The organism is Citrobacter sp. T1.2D-1 (assembly GCF_950098555.1).
Lineage (GTDB): Bacteria > Pseudomonadota > Gammaproteobacteria > Enterobacterales > Enterobacteriaceae > Citrobacter_A > Citrobacter_A telavivensis.
In genome coordinates, this window is the sequence record NZ_CATNHH010000007.1 from 78,038 (window position 1) to 99,053 (window position 21,016).

The window sequence follows — 21,016 nt, forward strand, 5'->3', positions numbered from 1 at the left end:
GGATACCGCCGGTTATTTCCGGCGGAATTTGCGGGTGAGCGGTTTCTCAATCTCAACAATGAAGAATAGCGCGATGCCGATGGCAAAGGTAATTCCCCAGTAGCGCAGCGGCAGGGCTTCGGTACCAAACAGCATTTGCAGGAACGGCACATAGATAATCGCCAACTGCAGCAGCAACAGAATACCGCTGACCAGCCAGATGCCTTTATTCATCAACAGTCCACGACCCAGCGAGAAGCCATCGGAGACGCGGCAGTTAAGCATGTATACCCACTGCGCCGTCACCAGCGTTTGCAACAGGACCGTACGGATGAATTCCGGGCTGTGACCGCGCGGCTGCAGCCAGGCTTCCAGCGTAAAGGCACAGGCGGCAATCAGCGTGCCGACAAAACCGACGCGCCAGATAGCAAAGCCATCCATCACGTTCTCGTTACTCTGACGCGGTGGGCGGCGCATGATGTTTCGCTCACCGGCTTCAAACGCCAGACCGAATGACAGCGTGGCAGAGGTCGCCATGTTCATCCACAAGATCAGTACCGGAGTCAGGGGGATCAAATTGCCAGCCAGTAGCGCGACGACGATCAGCAGACCCTGCGCCAGGTTAGTGGGCATGATAAACAGAATGGTTTTCTTCAGGTTGTCGTAGACGCGTCGCCCTTCCTGTACCGCGCTGGCGATGGTCGCGAAGTTATCGTCCGTCAGCACCATGTCGGCGGCTTCTTTCGTCACTTCGGTGCCTTTAATACCCATCGCGATCCCCACGTCGGCCTGCTTCAGCGCCGGGGCATCGTTCACGCCATCGCCGGTCATGCCGACGATCTCGCCTTTCTCTTGCAGGGCTTTTACCAGACGCAATTTATGTTCCGGGCTGGTACGGGCAAAGATATCGTAGGTGACAGCCGCTTCGGCGAGTTCAGCATCATCCATCTGCTCGAGCTCATAGCCCGTCACCGCGTGGCAGCTGTTATGGATACCCAACATGCCGCCGATGCTCATGGCGGTTTGCGGGTGATCGCCAGTGATCATTTTGACGCGGATCCCGGCCTGCTGGCAGGCGCCGATCGCCGCAATGGCTTCCGGGCGCGGCGGATCCATCATCCCGGCGATGCCGAGGAAAATGAGCCCCTCGTTCAGACAGTCATGAGTCAGCGTACTGGCATCGGCACGCGCGGGTTTCCAGGCGGCGGCCACCATCCGCAGACCTTCTTTGGCATAGCGGGCAATTTCGGCCTCCCAGTGCGGCTGGGTAAAGGCTTCCGTACCGTTCGCGGTTTGCTGCAACTGGCAGAGTTTAAACAGCACATCCGGCGCTCCGGTCACCAGCACGCGCTCGTCGTTGCCGATGCGATAGTGCGTCGCCATGTATTTGTACTGGGAATCGAACGGAATTTTACTGCGCAGTTCGCACTCGACGGCAGGTAGCATGGCTTTGGCGGCCAGCACTTTCAGCGCCCCCTCCGTGGGGCCGCCGGTAATCCCCCAGTGACCCTGATCATCGCGAATCAGCTGGCTGTCGTTACACAGGTCAATCGTGCGCAGATAGTTTTCAAGCAGGCTGCCTGGCGCAATCTCTGCCAGCGCGTCATCTTCCTCGACGTGGATCTCGCCCGTTGGCTCGTAGCTGTTGCCCTGCACGCGGTAATTTTTATCCGCCGTGATGATGGCTTTGACCGTCATCTCGTTCATGGTCAGGGTGCCAGTCTTATCGGAACAGATCACCGACATGGCCCCCAGCGTTTCAACGGTAGGCAGTTTGCGGATGATCGCGCGTTTGCGGGCCATGGTCTGCACACCCAGCGACAGGATGATCGAGATAATCGCCGGTAAACCTTCCGGAACGGCCGCGACAGCAAGGCTGATTAACGAAAGCAGCAGCTCGCTCATTGGCATATCGCGTAGCAACAGGCTGAAGATAAACAGACCGGCCATCATGGCGAGAATGAGGGAGAAAATCGCTTTGCCGAGTTTATCCATCTGCACCAGTAGCGGCGTGCGGTGCTTCTCGATCCCGGTCATCATCTGGTTGATATGGCCCAGTTCCGTCGCTTCCCCGGTGGCGATCACCACGCCAAGCCCGGCACCGGCGCTAATCGTTGTACCAGAGAACAGCAGGTTTTTGCGATCGCCCAGCGGCAACTCGCCTGCCAGCGCGTCTGCCGTTTTATCCACAACGGTAGATTCGCCGGTCAGGATGGCCTCTTCAACCCGCAGGTTATGGGCTTCCATGACGCGAAGATCGGCGGGGATGCGGTCGCCCGCGCGCAGCACCACGATATCGCCAACGACCAGATCGGTGGTCGCGACCGTCTCATGTTGCCCGTTTCGTACCACCACAGCAGAAGCGGAGAGCATATTGCGGATACTTTTTAGTGATTTTTCCGCGTTGTTTTCCTGAATGTGACCTATCATGGCGTTGATCACTGCGACGCCGAGGATGACGGCAGTATCCACCCAGTGCCCCATTACGGCGGTGAGTGCCGCTGCGGCAATCAGGACGTAGATCAGGACATCGTGAAAATGGGCCAGAAAGCGTAGCCAGGCGGGTTTGCCGGCTTTTTCAGGCAGTGCGTTAAGACCATCCCTGGCAAGACGTGCGCTGGCCTCATCATGAGTCAGCCCGGAAGGTTGGCTCTGTTGATTTTTCAGAACCTCCTCAACGGTCAGCTGGTACGGCTTTTTTCCAGCGCATGGCGCAGAATGGAGACGATTGCTGTTCGGCATTCTGGTCAAAGTAAAATTCCTCGAAGTATTAAATTTAAATATTTTGAAACACAGGCATACTATTTGAATAATGCCTGCAGATATTTGACATTAATCAATGGCGTTTCTGTAATTATTATTTTATCTTTGAATGAAGATGATATTTTTCCATGCGGGTCATGGGGTTAAATGGAAATGTAAATTTAGGAAAGGAGGTTTTATGTTTGGAATTTATAATGCTAAGAAATTGATTTTATTGATTGTTTTTGCAATTGTTGTGGCGGCCATTAGCGGTATTTCAACTTATGCCTTTGTAAAATATCTGGGGTGAAAATAATAAAAACAGTCTTCCTTACATAACTTTTAAATCCTGAATAATAATGACAATAGGGAAACGAACACAGAGCAGAAAATATATTTTAAGCCGCGGTCTGTTGAGTAAACCGACCGCGCCAGATGAACGCATAATAGACGCGGACTTGCTGAAATCGAGACGGGACGAATTTGTCCGCAAGAGATAGGTCGGGATTTTCTGGAAACAATAAAAAAGCCTCCGTCAGGGAGGCTCAAGTGAAATCAGGTCAAGACCATCGGCCATTCCGGCGGGGTCTGACTCATCACTTCGACCATCACGGATTCAATGTTGTTCCAGATGGCGGAGAGATCCATCAGGGTGATGCCGAGTAACCCCGTCGCAAACCAGCAGGCGGCGACAACCCCGAGTCCACTGCTGATCACAGCCAGACCAATGTAATCTGAGCGACGAAAACGAATATTTAACGTGCTGGCTAAAAACATGAGCACAGCGCTCAGCAGTTGCCAGCGGAGAAGAACCACGCCAGTGGTTAGGGTAGCCATGAAACATTTCCTCTGAGAGTAGCAGGTGCCCTGGACAGCGCGGCGTTTTCACGGGAAGCGTGGCACACTCCTGGCTATCGACGGGCATTTACATCAATACCGAATGAAACGTTGTTTCTGTTTCAGAATATTTGTGAACTATATCACGTTTAGTCATTCGTTCGCCAGCCTGTACGCCTCTTTTTTGTTTGTTTTTTAACCACACTTTAAAAATGGTTATTGGTCGATAATGAACACGTTTTGATCGTGGCGTAACTGGAGGAAGGCGATGTAAAAAGATGTATTTATTCTACCCTTTCTGTTTTGTCCTAAATAAGCATACAGGGAAATTTAACTTAATTTCATTTTGTGTATGAACCGACAAAACTTTCATAAAAAACTACCCCTTTCGGAGAATGGATTACCCTTAATAAAATTAATCGTCACTGTAGGTTTGCTTTACGGTCGAATATTATCACCATCCTGCAATATCAGACTTTTGCTAATAAAAGTCTGTTGCTAATATCGATAGATTCATGCAACGTAATCACCTGTGTGATTTAGCATCCTGCCTTGATGATAAAGGCACATAAAATGCAGGGATATAGGGCTTAAATGAATCATCGGGCGCGACGCAAGATGCTGAGGTTCCTCGGGATAATCATGGTGGTTTTGCTCCCCGTGATGCTGGCGCTATGGTTTGCCCAGTTGCGAGCCACCTCTCAAACCAGTAGGCAACTGAGCACCTTTGCCCATTTGGCTTTAGATAAAACAGAACTGGTTGTTTTACAGGCTGATTTAGCGCGTGATGCCGCTGAACAGTACCAGGGGCAGGCGTGTACACCGGCGCATCAACAACGGATGTTGAATATTATCCGTGGGCGCCTGTATATCAACGAGTTAATTTATGCACAGGGCGATCGTTTTTTATGCTCTACGGTAATGGCACCGTCAGAGCCCTATATTATGCCGACGGCAGACTATAAACGAAAACCTAATATCTCCATTTATTACTTTCGCGATACGCCTTTTTTTACCGGTTATAAAATGACGTATATGCAACGCGGAAACTATGTCGCGGTGATCAACCCGCTGTCATATAGTGAAGTGATGTCCGAAGACCCCGAAATGGCCTGGGGGGTATATGACACCGTGACCAATACCTTTTTCTCCGTCAGCGAACAGGCCTGGGTGGCACAACTGTTGCCACTGGTCCAGCGTCATCAATCTGTCTTTCAGCAGGACGGTCACTTTTATACCATCGCCCACTCGGATAAACGGCCCATTGCCGTGATTGTGTCGACCTCGATGCAGCGGTTTTATCAGAACCTGTATCAGCAGTTGCTGATCACCCTTCCGCTGGCGGTCATCAGTAGCATTCTGTTGTTAATGTTCTGGTCGCGGGCGCGTCGGCAATACTACTCCCCGCGTCGTATGCTCCAGCGCGCGCTTAAGCAACGCCAGCTCTGCCTGCACTATCAGCCGATCATTGATATCAAAAATGAGAAATGCGTGGGGGCGGAAGCGCTGCTGCGCTGGCCGGGCTGCAAGGGTCAGGTCATGAGTCCGGCCGAGTTCATCCCGCTGGCGGAAAAAGAGGGGATGATCGCGCAGATAACCGACTATGTGGTGGAAGAAGTGTTCAGCGATATGGGGACATTTCTGGCTGCCAACCCGCAGTTGTATATCTCTATCAACCTTTCCGCGTCGGATTTCCACTCTTCGCGACTGATTGCCATGATTGCGGATAAAGCGCGCGAACACGCCGTGCTTGCACAACAAATTAAAGTGGAAGTGACTGAACGAGGATTTATCGATGTGCCGAAAACCACGCCGGTGATCCAGGCATTTCGCCAGGCGGGCTATGAAGTGGCGATTGATGATTTCGGCACCGGCTACTCTAACCTGCACAACCTCTATTCACTCAACGTCGATATTCTTAAGATCGACAAGTCCTTTATCGATACGCTGACCACCAACAGTACCAGCCATCTGATTGCGGAACATATCATTGAGATGGCGCAAAGCCTGCGTCTTAAAACCATCGCGGAAGGCGTGGAGACGGCGGATCAGGTGAGCTGGTTACTTAAACGCGGGGTGCAGTACTGTCAGGGGTGGCACTTCGCGAAGGCGCTGCCGCCGCAGGACTTCATTCACTGGTTGCAACAACCGCCCGCACTCCTGATGCAGCGCGGACAGTAACACTACAGGCGGTGACGGTAGTCGCTGGGGGTGCGATCAAATTCCCGGCGAAACACGCGGGAAAACGTCTGCTGCGACACATAGCCTAAATCCATCGCAATATCGAATATCGGTCTTTCGGTGTTGCGCAGTTCAACGGCGGCTAACAGAAGTCGGCGCTGACGGATATAGTCACCCAGCGTCTGGCGCATCACCGTGCGGAACATCCTCTGTAAATACCACTTTGAATAACCTGATTTTTTTGCGACCACATCAATATTCAGCGGTTGGTCGATATGTTCATCAATCCATTCAATAAGGGTTTGAATAATTTGCTGATGGGACATATTGCTGCCTCCTTCTCAGTGTTCGATTCGTCTTTTGTCTGCGGGCGAGTATAATTCCTCAAGTTAACTTGAGGTAAAGAGATTTATGGAAAAGAAATTACCCCGTATAAAAGCGATGCTCACGCCGGGAGAAGTGGCAAAGCGCAGCGGCGTGGCGGTTTCCGCACTGCATTTCTATGAAAGCAAAGGGCTGATCAGCAGTATCCGCAACAGCGGCAATCAGCGCAGATATCGGCGTGATGTGCTGCGTTATGTCGCGATTATCAAAATTGCCCAGCGAATCGGCATCCCGCTGGCGACCATCAGCGAAGCGTTGGGCGTGCTGCCGGAGGGCCATACCCTCAGCGCTAAAGAGTGGAAGCAACTCTCTTCGCAATGGCGCGAGGAGCTGGACCGGCGCATTCATACGCTGGTGGCGCTGCGTGACGAACTCGATGGCTGTATTGGCTGTGGCTGTTTATCGCGTAAAGACTGTCCGTTGCGTAACCCAGGGGATCGGTTGGGCGAAGAGGGCACGGGCGCACGCCTGCTGGAGGATGAACAAAACTAAAGCGCCGCAAGGGCGCTTTAGTTTGTTTTCCGGTCTTTGTCTTTCTCTCTATCCCGCTGGTTCACGGGAGGGTTTCCCCCGACGTCAACACCCCTCATTCGAGCACGTGGTGGAGGTTCCGGTTTGTGTTGATACTGTAAGTGTAAGCCGCATCATCCCGTTTGCCAGCTAATCTGGCGTTTTTTTAGGCGAATTTTTTTCGTCATCTCCCATAATTTACTAGAGTGAGTAAGAGGAAATAACGGGAGAACATCATGCTGACGGTGCATCATTTAAACCAGTCCCGCTCACAGCGCATTCTCTGGGCGCTGGAGGAGTTGTCGCTGCCTTACCAGATTGTTCGCTATCAGCGTGAAAAGAGTATGCTCGCCCCGCCTGCCCTGAAGAAAATCCATCCGCTGGGTAAATCCCCGGTAGTTGAAGATAACGGTGCAATCCTCGCGGAATCAGGGGCCATTCTCGACTATTTGCAGGACACCTACGACAGCGAAGGGCGATTTAAACCGAATGAAGCGGAGCCAAAGCGCCAGTATCGCTTCTGGTTGCACTACGCCGAGGGTTCACTGATGCCGTTGCTGTTAATGAAGCTGGTCTTCGTCAGTCTGGGTAAACCGCCGATGCCCTTTGGTTTGCGCACGCTGGGCGGCGCGCTGGGGCAGGGCGTGCAAAAAGCGTATCTCAATCCGCAACTGGAAACCCATGCGCGCTTTATTGACGCGCATCTTGCTGAGCGGCCATGGTTTGCCGGGGAGCATCTCAGCATGGCGGATATTCAGATGAGTTTCCCCCTGTTTGCACTGCTGGCGCGGGGTGGTATTGCCGATCTTCCCCATATCCGCGAGTGGAAAAAACGTGTGGAGATGCGTCCCGCCTGGCAACGTGCCATCCAGCAGGGGGGACCTTTTGAAATTCCCGGCGGCTGATGGCGGGTTTTTAGCTGTCTTCAGCTGTGCATCTGCAATATGGCCGGGAAAATGATGTTGCCGGATTGCGCATTGACGATAACGTTTGCGCATCAGTTGATGATTTCTTCAGCGTTAGCGCAAGAAATGAGTAAAAAGCGGCAAAGTTCAGTTGAAAATCCCCGTATGATCGCTGGATAATCGTTTGCTTTTTTTTACTACCCGTTTTTTTATGCGCGGAGCTAAACGTTTGCTTTTTGCGACACCCCTTTTGTCGCGATCAGAGCACAGGGAGTTGACGTTGCGCTGGCAGTGGATTGTCCACCACGCATAAGAACGAATAATAAACTCTCAGGGGATGTTTTCTATGTCTACGCCTTCAGCGCGTACCGGCGGTTCGCTTGACGCCTGGTTTAAAATTTCACAACGTGGAAGCACTGTCCGTCAGGAAGTGGTGGCAGGTTTAACAACGTTTCTGGCGATGGTGTACTCCGTTATCGTCGTGCCTGGCATGCTGGGCAAAGCCGGATTTCCGCCCGCAGCGGTGTTCGTTGCGACCTGTCTGGTGGCTGGTTTGGGTTCTATCGTCATGGGGCTGTGGGCAAACCTGCCTCTGGCGATTGGTTGCGCCATCTCGTTGACCGCTTTCACGGCGTTCAGCCTGGTACTGGGCCAGCAGATTAGCGTTCCGGTCGCGTTGGGCGCGGTATTCCTGATGGGTGTGCTGTTTACCATTATCTCCGCGACCGGGATCCGTAGCTGGATCCTGCGCAATTTACCGCAGGGCATCGCGCACGGCACCGGCATCGGTATCGGCCTGTTTTTACTGCTGATCGCGGCGAACGGCGTAGGTCTGGTCATCAAGAACCCGCTGGACGGTCTGCCGGTAGCCCTCGGTCATTTCGCGACCTTCCCGGTGATTATGTCGCTGGTTGGTCTGGCGGTGATTATCGGTCTGGAGAAACTGAAAGTGCCGGGGGGGATTCTGCTGACGATTATCGGCATTTCTATCGTCGGCCTGCTTTTCGATCCGGCCGTGAAATTCTCCGGCATTTTCGCCATGCCGTCGCTGAGCGATGAAAACGGCAAATCGCTGATTGGCAGCCTGGATATCATGGGCGCGCTGAACCCGGTTGTACTGCCAAGCGTCCTGGCGCTGGTGATGACCGCCGTGTTTGATGCCACTGGCACCATCCGCGCCGTGGCGGGTCAGGCGAATCTGTTGGATAAAGACGGACAGATCATCGACGGCGGTAAAGCGCTGACCACCGACTCCCTGAGCAGCGTGTTCTCCGGTCTGGTGGGCGCGGCGCCGGCAGCGGTCTATATCGAGTCAGCGGCTGGTACGGCAGCGGGCGGTAAAACCGGTCTGACCGCCATCACCGTTGGCGTACTGTTCCTGCTGATCCTGTTCCTCTCTCCGCTCTCTTATCTCGTTCCGGTGTATGCAACGGCGCCTGCGCTGATGTACGTCGGTCTGCTGATGTTGAGCAACGTGGCGAAAATCGATTTTGCTGACTTTGTTGATGCAATGGCGGGTCTGGTGACAGCCGTATTCATCGTACTGACCTGTAACATCGTGACCGGTATTATGATTGGTTTTGCCACGCTGGTGATTGGCCGTGTGGTTTCGGGTGAGTGGCGCAAGCTGAACATCGGCACCGTGGTGATTGCCGTGGCGCTGGTGGCGTTCTATGCCGGCGGCTGGGCCATCTGATTACGAAATGTACTCCGAAAATGGGTGGCTTTTGCCGCCCATTTTTATTTTCAGCACACACTTGTTGTCTTTTGCGATACTCTGAAAAAGGTAAAATCAAGGCACGACGCCTCTCAAACACATAAGAAACATCGCAAACAGGGAACGCATGGAAATCTTCTTCACAATACTCATCATGACCCTTGTGGTCTCTCTGTCCGGGGTATTTACGCGCGTATTGCCCTTCCAGCTCCCCTTACCCCTCATGCAGATTGCGATCGGCGCGCTGTTGGCGTGGCCCACGTTTGGTCTGCACGTCGAGTTTGACCCCGAACTGTTTCTGGTTCTGTTTATCCCGCCGCTGCTGTTTGCCGATGGCTGGAAGACGCCAACGCGAGAATTTCTTGAACATGGGCGAGAGATATTTGGCCTCGCGCTGGCGCTGGTCGTCGTCACGGTGGTCGGGATAGGGTTCCTGATTTACTGGGTGGTGCCGGGTATTCCGCTGATACCCGCCTTTGCGCTGGCCGCCGTGCTGTCACCCACCGATGCGGTGGCCCTTTCCGGTATTGTCGGCGAAGGCCGTATACCGAAGAAAATCATGGGCATTCTGCAGGGCGAGGCGCTGATGAACGACGCCTCCGGCCTGGTCGCGTTGAAATTTGCCGTTGCCGTGGCGATGGGGACGATGATTTTTACCATCGGCGGTGCGACCGTGGAATTCTTCAAAGTCGCGATCGGCGGTATCCTGGCAGGGTTTGTGGTGAGCTGGCTGTACGGTCGCTCGCTCGGGTTCCTCAGCCGCTGGGGCGGTGACGAACCCGCCACGCAGATCGTCCTGCTGTTCCTGCTGCCGTTTGCTTCTTATTTGATTGCCGAACATATCGGCGTGTCGGGCATCCTGGCCGCCGTCGCGGCGGGGATGACCATCACCCGTGCGGGCGTGATGCGCCGTGCGCCGCTGGCGATGCGTCTGCGCGCCAACAGCACCTGGGCAATGCTGGAGTTTGTTTTTAACGGCATGGTGTTCCTGCTGTTGGGCCTGCAGTTGCCGGGCATTCTGGAGTCCTCTCTGGTGGCGGCAGAAGCCGACCCGAACGTTGAAACCTGGATGCTGTTTACCGACATCGTGCTGATTTATGCGGCGCTGATGCTGGTGCGTTTCGGCTGGCTGTGGACGATGAAAAAATTCAGCGTGCGTTTTCTGCACAAGAAGCCGATGGAGTTTGGCTCCTGGTCCACGCGTGAGTTGCTGATTGCCTCCTTTGCGGGGGTTCGCGGGGCCATCACCCTGGCGGGTGTCCTGTCTATCCCGCTGCTGCTGCCGGATGGCAACGTCTTCCCGGCGCGCTACGAACTGGTCTTCCTCGCCGCTGGGGTGATTCTGTTCTCGCTGTTTGTCGGCGTAGTGATGCTGCCGATTCTGCTGCAACATCTGGAAGTGGCCGATCATTCTCAGCAGTTGAAAGAGGAACGGATTGCTCGTGCGGCGACGGCGGAAGTGGCGATTGTCGCTATCCAGAAAATGGAAGAGCGTCTGGCGGCGGATACTGAGGAGAATATCGATAATCAGCTCCTGACCGAAGTGAGCTCCCGCGTCATCGGTAACCTGCGTCGTCGTGCTGACGGGCGTAACGATGTCGAGAGTTCGCTCCAGGAAGAGAACCTGGAACGCCGCTTCCGCCTCGCGGCGCTGCGATCAGAGCGGGCGGAGTTGTATCATCTGCGCGCCACCCGCGAAATCAGCAATGAAACCCTGCAAAAATTACTGCACGATCTCGACCTGCTGGAAGCGTTGCTGATCGAAAATCAGTAAAACCGTCGTGTTGCCTGATGGCGCTGCGCTTATCAGGCCTACGGTTCGTGCATGTTGCAGGCCGGATAAGGCGTTAGCCGTCATCCGGCGATATTTGTCGTGTTGCCTGATGGCGCTGCGCTTATCAGGCCTACGGTTCGTGCATGTTGTAGGCCGGATAAGGCGCCAGCCGTCATCCGGCGTTGGTCTGTCTGCACATATTTGTCGTGTTGCCTGATGGCGCTGCGCTTATCAGGCCTACGGTTCGTGCATGTTGCAGGCCGGATAAGGCGCCAGCCGTCATCCGGCAATTTAGTTTGCGAGTTGTATTCCTGAATAAGTCAGTCACGCTTGCCACCTCCCTCGTCCCCGCCTATTTTTGCGAAAAAGGAGGAAATATGTCTGATTATCGGCGCAACTACATCAACGGTGGAACGTGGTTTTTTACCGTTAACCTGCGTAATCGCAGAAGTCATCTTTTAATAAAACAGATCGCAGCGCTGAGAAATGCCATTTGGATGGTTAAAAGAAACAAACCTTTTCAAATCGATGCCTGGGTCGTTCTGCCCAAGCATATGCACTGTATCTGGACGTTGCCTGAAAACGAGTATGATTTTTCAGCACGTTGGCGGGCTATTAAAAAGACTTTTTCAAAGTCGCTGGCGTTACGGCAGGTCTGGCAGCCCCGTTTCTGGGAACACACTATACGGGACCAGCATGATTACCAAAGACATGTTGATTATATTTATATCAATCCCGTTAAACATGGTTGGGTAACGCAGGTAAAAAATTGGCCGTACTCTACGTTTCACCGCGATGTGAAGCGAGGTTTATACCCTCAGAAGTGGGCAAGTAGCATGGCATCGTTACAGGCGGGTGAACGAGTGTAGGCGTTAGCCTGATGCCTGATGGCGCTGCGCTTATCAGGCCTACGGTTCGTGCATGTTGTAGGCCGGATAAGGCGTTAGCCGTCATCCGGCGGTACGATGTTTATCGGTCAGCCGAGGTTAACCAAAACCCTTCACAACAGGACAGCCAGGCTTTGGCGCTGTGTGAGAGATACACCCCTTCGCGCCAAATCATCCCTAGCTGCCAGCGTAACTCACTTTCCAGCGGGATCCAGCGCAGCGTATTCTTATCCAGCCGTTCGCAAATAGGCTCCGGCAAAATGGCGATCCCCACGCCTGCCTGCACCATTGCCGCAAGAAAGTCCCACTGACCGCTGCGCACCGCGATACGCGGCTTCACCTCATGCTCACTAAACAGTTGCATCAGTTGGCGGCTCAGGGCGAAATCCTCGTTGTAGATCAGCAGTGGATGCTCGGCCAGCGCTTCCGGCGACACGGACTGGCAGGTGGTCCACTGACCGGAGCGCGGCACCAGTACGCAAAGAGGATGGCTGAATACCGGTAACGTCGCCAGACCGCTCCCTTCCTCCACGGGGAGCGCGGTCATCGCGACATCCAGTTCCCCGTTCATCACCGCCTGCTGCACCGTCAGGCCGCCAAACTCAGAAACCTTAAGCTCCACGCCGGGGTAGCGCTGGCGAAACAAGCCGATCGGTCCGGCCATCAGCATGCCAACCATCGGCGGGATGCCGAGACGCAGCAGTCCTTTATTAAGGTGGTTGATGTCGCCCAGTTCGGCTTCCAGTTGGCGAAACTCGGCCAGAATCGCCAGCCCGCGTTCGAACACGACGCGACCGGTGTCGGTGAGCAACAGTTTGCGACCATCGCGGATCAGCAGCGTACAGCTCAGCTCATCTTCCAGGTTTTTCAGCATCTTACTGATGGTCGGTTGGGTGACAAAGAGCTTCTCCGCTGCGCGGGTGAAGCTCTGTTGGCGTACCACTTCAACAAAATAACGCAGCGTTCTGATATCCATGAGTATTCCTTCCGACTATGCCTGTAATGATTTTAATTCATTTCAGTCATCGACGGGGTCTCTCTATACTGGCGTTCCGTATTATTTTTCAGGATGTTCCCTCATGGCTGTGGCGATAAGCCGCGTTACGCCTGCCGTTATGCAACGACTCCAGGTTCCGGTTCAGGTACTGCTGTATGCAGGTTTGTTTATCGTTGCGCAATATCTGGTTTCCTGGCTGCATCTGCCGCTACCGGCCAATCTGGTGGGGATGATGCTGATGCTGGCGCTGATTGTTTGTCGCATCCTTCCATTGCGCTGGGTTCGCGCCGGGGCGCGCTGGCTGCTGGCGGAGATGCTGCTGTTCTTTGTTCCGGCGGTGGTGGCGGTAGTGAACTATGCCCATCAGCTACTGGTGGACGGCTGGCGGATTTTTTCGGTCATTGCGATCAGCACGCTAATGGTGCTTGGTGCAACGGCGTGGGTAGTGGATAAAGTCTATCGTTATGAAATAAGCAGGGTAAACCGTGACTAATCTCCAGCTCAGCGTGCTTTGTCTGGCGATCACGTTGATTATCTATTTCGCCAATAAACGCCTGTACCGTCGTTTTCGTAAGCTGCCGCTGATGCCGCTGGTACTCACGCCCGCGCTGCTGGTGCTGATGCTGGTATTTGGTCATATCTCCTGGCAAAGCTACATCGGTGAATCACACTGGTTGCTGTGGCTGCTTGGTCCGGCAACGATCGCCTTTGCTGTGCCGGTTTACGACAATTTTGCCATTATCAAACGTCACTGGATGTCGCTTACCGCAGGCGTGGTAACGGCAACGGTGGTCGCGGTGACCAGTTCAGTCTGGCTGGCACGTTTATTTACCCTGCCGGACGAAATTCAACGCAGCCTGGCGGTGCGTTCGGTGACCACGCCGTTTGCCCTGGCGGCGGCTGAACCGCTGGGTGGGCAGCCAGATTTAGTGGCGCTGTTCGTGGTGGTGACCGGCGTATTTGGCATGGCGGTCGGCGATGCGCTGTTTTTGCGTCTGTCGATTCGTGAAGGGATGGCGAAAGGTGCGGGATTTGGCGCGGCTTCGCACGGGGCAGGGACGGCGCGCTCGTATGAGCTTGGCCAGCAGGAGGGCGTGGTCGCCAGTCTGGTGATGATGCTTTCCGGTGTGGTGATGGTACTGGTTGCGCCGCTGGTAGCGAAGCTGATGTTCTGATAAATCGGGTAGCGAAGCGCTACCCGACAGAGAGTCAGTCTCCACTTTTTCTTCCCGTACAATTCATGATCATGAATCGCTAATGTTGGGACAATGTGGCGGCCTGTGCTCTGGCCGCGCTAATCGCGTTATCGTCAAAGATGTTTTGCTCAAACCCGTTGGAAACATCTACCACCCGGTAGATTTTCCAGTTGCCGTCTTCCTGGCGCAAATAGTCGCGAAGTTTGCGTTTTTTACCATCCTCAATACCCAACCAGACATCCAGCACTTTACCTCCCGCATCATCCCTGGCCGTTCCGACGTCGAGAGCGGATATCCATTCGGCAGCATAATCCTGGCAGTAGGTGAAATAGTCCGCGTCTACGATCTCTTGTTCCTTGATATCCTGAATGGCTTTAAGCCTGGTCAGCGTCTCTTTCGCGACGTATTGCTGCATTTTGGCGGAATTCAACGGATTTTCTTGATTATCAGAGACAAAATCTGTCAGGTAAAAATGATAGAAATCTCTGACGGTTGCTTCAGGTGTCTGTGCATGAGTGATGCAACTCATCAGCAGGAGTGATATCAGTAATAGTGTGCGCATTGTGGCATGATCGACCGCTGTATTGATATTCCATTCCATACTGATTTCCGTTTTTAGTTCGGTGAAAACCACAAATAATCCACTGATTTAAAATGAATTTTTTGCATAAAATGCCATAGATGAAAAGTATGGAAGGTGTTAACGCAGAGGGAATGTGGATGAATTTAAGAAGGGTGATTAACGCCGGGTCAGCCATTGAAATATCCCCTCCAGATATGAAGGGGATAATGTTGATTAGTGGGCGCGGCCTTGCTCGACCCCGAAGCCCGTCTGGGAACGGATGAACTGAGCACGGAACTGCTCGCGTTCGCGATTCCCTTCTGCCGAGTTATCGGTGGCAGAGAAGAACCAGATCCCAAGGAATGCCACGGTAATGGAGAACAGCGCCGGGTATTCATACGGGAAGATAGCCTTTTCGTGGCCGAGGATTTGTACCCAAATGGTAGGGCCAAGCACCATCAACACCACGGCAGTCAACAGGCCTAACCAGCCGCCCAGCATTGCGCCACGCGTGGTCAGTTTCGACCAGTACATGGAAAGCAGGATGATCGGGAAGTTACAGCTCGCGGCGATAGCAAACGCCAGACCTACCATGAAAGCGATGTTCTGATTCTCGAACAGCACGCCAAGAATAATGGCGATGACGCCCAGCACCAGCACGGTGATTTTCGACACCCGCAACTCGTCACGTTCGGTCGCACCTTTGCGGAACACGTTCGCGTACAGATCGTGAGAGACCGCAGAGGCGCCCGCCAGCGTCAGACCGGCGACGACCGCCAGAATAGTGGCGAACGCCACCGCTGAAATAAAGCCGAGGAACAGGTTGCCGCCCACCGCATTCGCCAGGTGTACCGCCGCCATGTTGTTCCCGCCAATCAGCGCGCCCGCCGCATCTTTATACGCCGGATTCGCACCGACCAGCATAATGGCGCCAAAACCGATGATGAAGGTCAGGATGTAGAAGTAACCCATAAAGCCGGTGGCATAGAACACGCTCTTACGCGCTTCGCGGGCATCGCTGACCGTGAAGAAACGCATCAGGATGTGTGGCAAACCCGCCGTACCAAACATCAGGCCGAGCCCCAGTGAGAGCGCAGAGATCGGGTCTTTCACCAGCCCGCCCGGACTCATAATCGCAGAACCTTTCGGGTGCACCGCCATCGCTTCGGTGAACAGGTTATTGAAGCTAAAGCCCACGTGCTTCATCACCATAAAGGCCATAAAGCTGGCGCCGAACAGCAGCAGCACGGCTTTGATGATCTGCACCCACGTGGTTGCCAGCATGCCGCCGAACAGCACGTACATCATCATCAGCACGCCGACCAGCACCACCGCGATGTGGTAGTTCAGACCGAACAGCAGTTCAATCAGTTTGCCCGCGCCGACCATCTGGGCAATCAGATAAAGGGCAACGACCACCAGCGAACCACAGGCCGACAGAATACGGATCGGGCCTTGCTTCAGGCGATAGGAGGCCACATCGGCAAAGGTATAGCGACCGAGGTTACGCAGACGTTCGGCGATCAGAAACAGAATGATCGGCCAGCCCACGAGGAAGCCCAGCGAGTAGATCAACCCGTCATAGCCGGAAGTAAACACCAGTGCCGAGATCCCGAGGAACGACGCTGCCGACATGTAATCGCCGGCAATCGCCAGTCCGTTCTGGAAGCCGGTGATATTCCCGCCCGCCGTATAGTAATCGCTACGCGAACGTACGCGTTTAGAAGCCCAATACGTAATACCCAGTGTAAATACGACGAAAATCAGGAACATGATAATCGCCTGCCAGTTGGTCGGCTGGCGTTGTACCGCACCGCTAATGGCATCCGCCGCGTTGGCCGCGAAGGGTAGTGTGGCGGCAAGCGCCGTCAGGACTCTCTTCATGATGCGTTAACCTCGCGCAGTACTGCATTGTTCAGACGGTCGAATTCGCCGTTCGCCCGCCAGATATAGATGCCGGTCAGAACGAAGGAGATCAGAATCACCCCCACGCCAATCGGAATACCCCGGGTGACGCTGGTTCCCTCGTGAAGCGGGGTTCCCAGCCAGCCAGGCGCAAAGGCAATCAGTAGAATAAAGCTGATATAGACCACCAGCATGATGATCGACAGTATCGTGGCAAACCGTTGCCTTTTTTCAACTAACTCCCTGAAACGCGCATTGTCTTCTATCCGCTGATAAATGGTGTCATTCATCACAGAGTCTCCAGAGGTTCCCTTCGTCTTTCACGCCGCAGGCAAGACCTGACTGCTGTCGTAGTCCTGCAACGCGAAATCCTTTGGGGAGGTTTTATCATTTCCCTCTCTCATGTAGAGAAAGGGTAGGGGGTATTGTTTATTTTGCCGATGGCGGCTAACGCCTTATCGGGCCTACAAAGGTTGCTGAACCTGTAGGCCCGATAAGCTTTTGCGCCATCGGGCATTTCACGGTGGTGGTTATGATGGCATCGCGATGGCCTGCTTCTCTTCGAGCAGTTTCTCTACCACGCCAGGATCGGCGAGGGTCGAGGTATCGCCCAGATTGCTGGTATCGCCCGCCGCGATCTTGCGCAATATGCGGCGCATGATTTTGCCGGAGCGGGTTTTCGGCAGTGAGTCGGTCCAGTGCAGCACGTCTGGCGTCGCCAGCGGGCCAATCTCTTTACGTACCCAGTTGCGCACTTCGGCGTACAGCTCAGGGGACGGTTCTTCGCCGTGATTCAGCGTCACATAGGCATAAATCGCCTGTCCCTTGATGTTGTGCGGGATGCCGACCACCGCCGCTTCGGCGATCTTCGGATGTGCGACCAGCGCGGATTCAATTTCCGCCGTGCCAAGACGGTGACCGGAGACGTTCAGTACGTCATCAACGCGACCGGTGATCCAGTAGTAACCGTCTTCGTCACGACGAGCGCCATCGCCGCTGAAGTACATGTTTTTAAAGGTTGAGAAGTAGGTTTGCTCAAAGCGTTCGTGATCGCCAAACAGCGTACGCGCCTGTCCCGGCCAGGAGTCGGTGATCACCAGGTTGCCTTCGGCGGCCCCTTCTTGCGGATGACCTTCGTTATCCACCAGCGCCGGTTGCACGCCGAAGAACGGACGCGTGGCAGAACCGGCTTTCAGTTCGGTCGCGCCGGGCAGCGGGGTGATCATGAAGCCACCGGTTTCGGTCTGCCACCAGGTATCCACCACCGGGCATTTTTCATTACCGATCTTCTTCCAGTACCACTCCCATGCTTCCGGGTTGATGGGCTCGCCAACCGAACCCAGAATGCGCAGCGATGAGCGGTCAGTGCCCTCAATCGCCTTATCGCCTTCCGCCATCAGGGCGCGGATCGCCGTCGGCGCGGTATAGAGAATGTTAACCTTATGCTTATCCACCACCTGGCTCATACGCGCCGGAGTTGGCCAGTTTGGCACCCCTTCAAACATCAGCGTGGTGGCGCCGCAGGCCAGTGGGCCATACAGCAGGTAGCTGTGTCCGGTGACCCAACCCACGTCGGCGGTACACCAGTAGATATCGCCCGGATGGTAGTCAAATACATACTTAAAGGTGGTTGCGGCATACACCAGATAGCCGCCGGTGGTGTGCAGCACGCCCTTCGGTTTACCGGTGGAGCCAGAGGTATAGAGGATGAACAACGGATCTTCGGCATTCATTTCCGCAGGCTGATGCTCGGCGCTGGCCTTATCAATCAGGTCGCTCCACCACAGGTCGCGACCTTCCTGCCACTCAATGTTGCCGCCGGTGCGCTTGAGGACAACCACATGTTCGATGGTTTTTACGTTCGGGTTTTTCAGCGCATCGTCGACATTTTTCTTCAGCGGAATGCTGCGACCGGCACGTACGCCTTCGTCGGCGGTGATCACCAGCTTCGAACTGGAATCAATGATGCGCCCGGCAACGGCTTCCGGTGAGAAGCCACCGAAGATTACTGAATGTACGGCACCAATGCGGGCGCAGGCCAGCATCGCGACAGCGGCCTCTGGCACCATCGGCATATAGATAGCAACCACATCGCCTTTTTTAATGCCCAGATCCTGCAGCGTGTTGGCGAAACGACAGACATCACGATGCAGTTCGCGATAGCTAATCTGTTTGCTCTGCGAGGCGTCATCGCCTTCCCAGAGGATGGCGGTACGATCGCCATTTTCCTGCAGGTGACGGTCGAGACAGTTTGCCGCCAGGTTCAGCGTACCGTCTTCGTACCATTTAATGGACACATTGCCCGGCGCGAAAGAGGTGTTCTTCACTTTCTGGTACGGCTTGATCCAGTCGAGAATTTTTCCCTGCTCGCCCCAGAAGGTATCTGGTTCGTTAATAGATTGTTGGTACTTCGCTTCGTACTGCTCCGGATTTATCAGGCAACGATCCGCAATGTTTGCGGGAATAGCGTGTTTGTGAATTTGGCTCATGGCTTTTGTTCTCCTTGTAGGATGTTAATAATATGTCTCACAAACGTTAAATGTAGGGGCTTTGACAGTTTTGTTTAGGTTTTGCGCGACAGATCACGCAATACGGGAATTGTGCAAATTAGCGGCAATACGTTTTTTGAAGGAAACCAACAAAAGTTGCCAAAATCTTTCCGTTACAGAGGGTTATGTTAATTTTTCCAGAAAGGCGATCGGGGTCGAAAAAGGGGAAAGGAGTAGAGAGAAAACGGCTTGACTAACTCTAAAGTGGTATTTTACATACACTTACAATTGATTAAAGACAACATTTTGTGTGTGGTTTTTTGTTACATCTAGATTAGGGCAATGTCATGGCGGTGTGTGTGGTTATCGTCATGGATAGAATAAAAAAAGAACCGTCATTGAACACAATGGCGCAATCTGGATGAGACCTCTATGGCAAGGATTACACTACGCGCACGCCGTTTCTTCAGCCTGGTCGTACCGCTGTTTTTCATTTCTGCGGTTTATGCTGAGCAAACGCCCGAACCCGCAAAGACTGTTACCGTTGAAGCGAAGAATGAAGTCTTCGCCCCTCAGCACCCCGATCAATACCTTTCATGGAAAGCCACCTCAGAGCAATCAAAACGTGAAGACGCATTAGCGGAAGATCCCCGTCTGGTGATCTTGTGGGCGGGATATCCGTTCTCCCGGGATTACAACAAACCGCGTGGGCACGCCTATGCGGTGACCGATGTACGCGAAACGTTACGTACCGGCGCACCAAAGACGGCTGAAGACGGTCCATTACCGATGGCCTGCTGGAGCTGCAAAAGCCCGGACGTGGCGCGTCTTATCCAGAAAGACGGTGAAGACGGCTACTTCCACGGTATGTGGGCGCGCGGCGGTCCGGAAGTCGTTAACAACCTGGGCTGCGGCGATTGCCACAACACGGCGTCACCTGACTTCGCGAAAGGCAAACCTGAGCTGACGTTGTCTCGTCCGTACGCTGAACGCGCGATGGAGACCATCGGCAAGCCGTTCGATAAAGCCGGTCGTTTCGACCAACAGTCGATGGTGTGCGCGCAGTGTCATGTGGAATACCACTTTGACGGCAAAAACAAAGCCGTTAAGTTCCCGTGGGATGACGGCATGAAGGTCGAAGACATGGAGAAATATTATGACGCCATTACCTTCGCTGACTGGACCAACTCGCTGTCAAAAACCCCGATGCTGAAAGCGCAGCATCCGGAATATGAAACCTGGAGCGTGGGCATTCACGGCAAAAACAATGTGACCTGTATCGACTGTCACATGCCGAAAGTGCAGAACGCCGATGGCAAACTCTATACCGATCATAAGATTGGTAACCCGTTCGACAACTTCCCACAGACCTGCGCGAACTGCCATACCCAGGACAAAGCCGCCCTGCAAAATGTCGTTGCTGAGCGTAAGAAGGCGATCAATGGGCTGAAAATCAAGGTTGAAGATCAACTGGTGCGTGCTCACTTCGAAGCGAAAGCGGCCTGGGATGCGGGCGCAACGGAAGCGGAAATGAAACCGATTCTGAGTGATATCCGTCACGCGCAGTGGCGCTGGGATCTGGCCATTGCTTCTCACGGAATCCATATGCACGCTCCGGAAGAAGGTCTGCGGATGTTAGGCATCGCGATGGACAAAGCCGCCGATGCCCGGACGAAACTGGCGCGTCTGCTGGCAACCAAAGGCATCACCCATGAAATCGCGATACCAGATATCTCCACCAAAGAGAAAGCCCAGGCGGCCATTGGTCTGAACATGCAGCAGATTAACGCCGATAAGCAGGACTTTATCAAAACGGTGATTCCGCAGTGGGAAGAACAGGCGCGTAAAAACGGTTTGTTAAGCCAATAACCTCAATTTGCCGGATGACAGCGCCAGCGCTTTATCCGGCCTACGGAAGTCTTGTAGGCCTGATAAGCGTAGCGCCATCAGG

General features: G+C 54.0%; 17 protein-coding genes. 9 read left to right on the forward strand and 8 right to left on the reverse strand.

Going from position 1 to position 21,016, the window contains the following annotated elements:
- Positions 1-12: 12 nt before the first annotated feature.
- Positions 13-2,721: a cation-transporting P-type ATPase gene (locus QQZ17_RS08720; protein WP_152406241.1), complete on the reverse strand. Its 2,709-nt coding sequence runs from the start codon at positions 2,719-2,721 to the stop codon at positions 13-15.
- A gap of 555 nt (positions 2,722-3,276) precedes the next feature.
- Positions 3,277-3,558 carry a YjcB family protein gene (locus QQZ17_RS08725; protein ID WP_042999048.1) on the reverse strand — a complete coding sequence of 94 codons (282 nt, stop codon included), beginning with the start codon at positions 3,556-3,558 and terminating at the stop codon, positions 3,277-3,279.
- Between the two features lie 594 nt (positions 3,559-4,152).
- On the opposite strand from QQZ17_RS08725, the gene QQZ17_RS08730 reads away from it, so the two are divergent.
- On the forward strand, positions 4,153-5,739 hold the full coding sequence (locus QQZ17_RS08730) for an EAL domain-containing protein (protein WP_152401448.1): 1,587 nt from the start codon (positions 4,153-4,155) through the stop codon (positions 5,737-5,739).
- Positions 5,740-5,741: 2 nt separating this feature from the next.
- On the opposite strand, the gene soxS is transcribed toward QQZ17_RS08730, so the two are convergent.
- Positions 5,742-6,065 carry a superoxide response transcriptional regulator SoxS gene (soxS, locus tag QQZ17_RS08735; RefSeq protein ID WP_042321117.1) on the reverse strand — a complete coding sequence of 108 codons (324 nt, stop codon included), beginning with the start codon at positions 6,063-6,065 and terminating at the stop codon, positions 5,742-5,744.
- An 85-nt stretch (positions 6,066-6,150) separates the two neighbouring features.
- Between soxS and soxR the strand changes: the two genes are divergently transcribed.
- The 5 genes from soxR to QQZ17_RS08760 all read left to right on the forward strand — a co-directional run bounded on the left by soxR (position 6,151) and on the right by QQZ17_RS08760 (position 11,898).
- Positions 6,151-6,615 carry a redox-sensitive transcriptional activator SoxR gene (soxR, locus tag QQZ17_RS08740; RefSeq protein WP_042321119.1) on the forward strand — a complete coding sequence of 155 codons (465 nt, stop codon included), beginning with the start codon at positions 6,151-6,153 and terminating at the stop codon, positions 6,613-6,615.
- A gap of 254 nt (positions 6,616-6,869) precedes the next feature.
- On the forward strand, positions 6,870-7,538 hold the full coding sequence (locus tag QQZ17_RS08745; RefSeq protein ID WP_152401450.1) for a glutathione S-transferase family protein: 669 nt from the start codon (positions 6,870-6,872) through the stop codon (positions 7,536-7,538).
- A gap of 346 nt (positions 7,539-7,884) precedes the next feature.
- Entirely contained in the window at positions 7,885-9,234 is a 1,350-nt protein-coding gene (gene ghxP / locus QQZ17_RS08750) for a guanine/hypoxanthine transporter GhxP (RefSeq protein WP_152401452.1), read from the forward strand.
- 148 nt (positions 9,235-9,382) lie between these two features.
- Positions 9,383-11,029, forward strand: a complete 1,647-nt coding sequence (locus tag QQZ17_RS08755) for a Na+/H+ antiporter (protein ID WP_152401454.1) — start codon at positions 9,383-9,385, stop codon at positions 11,027-11,029.
- 377 nt (positions 11,030-11,406) lie between these two features.
- Positions 11,407-11,898 (forward strand): REP-associated tyrosine transposase, encoded by a 492-nt coding sequence (locus QQZ17_RS08760; RefSeq protein ID WP_152406243.1) that lies wholly within the window; start codon positions 11,407-11,409, stop codon positions 11,896-11,898.
- Between the two features lie 100 nt (positions 11,899-11,998).
- Here the strand turns inward: QQZ17_RS08760 and QQZ17_RS08765 are convergent, their stop codons facing one another.
- Positions 11,999-12,892: a LysR family transcriptional regulator gene (locus tag QQZ17_RS08765; protein ID WP_152401456.1), complete on the reverse strand. Its 894-nt coding sequence runs from the start codon at positions 12,890-12,892 to the stop codon at positions 11,999-12,001.
- A 103-nt stretch (positions 12,893-12,995) separates the two neighbouring features.
- Here QQZ17_RS08765 and QQZ17_RS08770 point away from each other — a divergent pair, with 103 nt between their 5' ends.
- Together QQZ17_RS08770 and QQZ17_RS08775 are read left to right on the forward strand one after the other, a co-directional pair.
- Positions 12,996-13,406, forward strand: a complete 411-nt coding sequence (locus QQZ17_RS08770) for a CidA/LrgA family protein (RefSeq protein ID WP_152401458.1) — start codon at positions 12,996-12,998, stop codon at positions 13,404-13,406.
- Entirely contained in the window at positions 13,399-14,088 is a 690-nt protein-coding gene (locus tag QQZ17_RS08775) for an LrgB family protein (RefSeq protein WP_152401459.1), read from the forward strand. The genes QQZ17_RS08770 and QQZ17_RS08775 overlap by 8 nt, the downstream gene beginning before the upstream one ends.
- Positions 14,089-14,167: 79 nt before the next feature.
- On the opposite strand, the gene QQZ17_RS08780 is transcribed toward QQZ17_RS08775, so the two are convergent.
- From QQZ17_RS08780 to acs, 4 genes are all read right to left on the reverse strand, one after another.
- Entirely contained in the window at positions 14,168-14,710 is a 543-nt protein-coding gene (locus QQZ17_RS08780; protein ID WP_152401461.1) for a YbjP/YqhG family protein, read from the reverse strand.
- Positions 14,711-14,905: 195 nt separating this feature from the next.
- Positions 14,906-16,555: a cation/acetate symporter ActP gene (gene actP / locus QQZ17_RS08785; RefSeq protein WP_152401462.1), complete on the reverse strand. Its 1,650-nt coding sequence runs from the start codon at positions 16,553-16,555 to the stop codon at positions 14,906-14,908.
- Positions 16,552-16,866, reverse strand: coding sequence for a DUF485 domain-containing protein (locus QQZ17_RS08790; RefSeq protein ID WP_042321140.1), 315 nt, complete (start codon positions 16,864-16,866; stop codon positions 16,552-16,554). Before QQZ17_RS08790 ends, actP begins: the two co-directional genes overlap by 4 nt.
- Positions 16,867-17,106: 240 nt before the next feature.
- Positions 17,107-19,065: an acetate--CoA ligase gene (gene acs, locus QQZ17_RS08795; RefSeq protein WP_152401464.1), complete on the reverse strand. Its 1,959-nt coding sequence runs from the start codon at positions 19,063-19,065 to the stop codon at positions 17,107-17,109.
- Positions 19,066-19,497: 432 nt separating this feature from the next.
- Here acs and nrfA point away from each other — a divergent pair, with 432 nt between their 5' ends.
- Complete coding sequence (gene nrfA / locus QQZ17_RS08800; RefSeq protein WP_152401465.1) at positions 19,498-20,934, forward strand: ammonia-forming nitrite reductase cytochrome c552 subunit; 1,437 nt, start codon at positions 19,498-19,500, stop codon at positions 20,932-20,934.
- Positions 20,935-21,016 lie beyond the last annotated feature (82 nt).

Coding starts and splice junctions, on each gene's coding strand:
- QQZ17_RS08725 (WP_042999048.1), bottom strand. CDS start 3,558: ATGGCTACCCTAACCACTGGCGTGGTTCTTCTCCGCTGGCAACTGCTG.
- soxR (WP_042321119.1), top strand. CDS start 6,151: ATGGAAAAGAAATTACCCCGTATAAAAGCGATGCTCACGCCGGGAGAA.
- QQZ17_RS08730 (WP_152401448.1), top strand. CDS start 4,153: ATGAATCATCGGGCGCGACGCAAGATGCTGAGGTTCCTCGGGATAATC.
- QQZ17_RS08720 (WP_152406241.1), bottom strand. CDS start 2,721: ATGCCGAACAGCAATCGTCTCCATTCTGCGCCATGCGCTGGAAAAAAG.
- QQZ17_RS08765 (WP_152401456.1), bottom strand. CDS start 12,892: ATGGATATCAGAACGCTGCGTTATTTTGTTGAAGTGGTACGCCAACAG.
- QQZ17_RS08745 (WP_152401450.1), top strand. CDS start 6,870: ATGCTGACGGTGCATCATTTAAACCAGTCCCGCTCACAGCGCATTCTC.
- soxS (WP_042321117.1), bottom strand. CDS start 6,065: ATGTCCCATCAGCAAATTATTCAAACCCTTATTGAATGGATTGATGAA.
- QQZ17_RS08780 (WP_152401461.1), bottom strand. CDS start 14,710: ATGGAATGGAATATCAATACAGCGGTCGATCATGCCACAATGCGCACA.
- actP (WP_152401462.1), bottom strand. CDS start 16,555: ATGAAGAGAGTCCTGACGGCGCTTGCCGCCACACTACCCTTCGCGGCC.
- ghxP (WP_152401452.1), top strand. CDS start 7,885: ATGTCTACGCCTTCAGCGCGTACCGGCGGTTCGCTTGACGCCTGGTTT.
- nrfA (WP_152401465.1), top strand. CDS start 19,498: ATGGCAAGGATTACACTACGCGCACGCCGTTTCTTCAGCCTGGTCGTA.
- acs (WP_152401464.1), bottom strand. CDS start 19,065: ATGAGCCAAATTCACAAACACGCTATTCCCGCAAACATTGCGGATCGT.
- QQZ17_RS08755 (WP_152401454.1), top strand. CDS start 9,383: ATGGAAATCTTCTTCACAATACTCATCATGACCCTTGTGGTCTCTCTG.
- QQZ17_RS08760 (WP_152406243.1), top strand. CDS start 11,407: ATGTCTGATTATCGGCGCAACTACATCAACGGTGGAACGTGGTTTTTT.
- QQZ17_RS08790 (WP_042321140.1), bottom strand. CDS start 16,866: ATGAATGACACCATTTATCAGCGGATAGAAGACAATGCGCGTTTCAGG.
- QQZ17_RS08770 (WP_152401458.1), top strand. CDS start 12,996: ATGGCTGTGGCGATAAGCCGCGTTACGCCTGCCGTTATGCAACGACTC.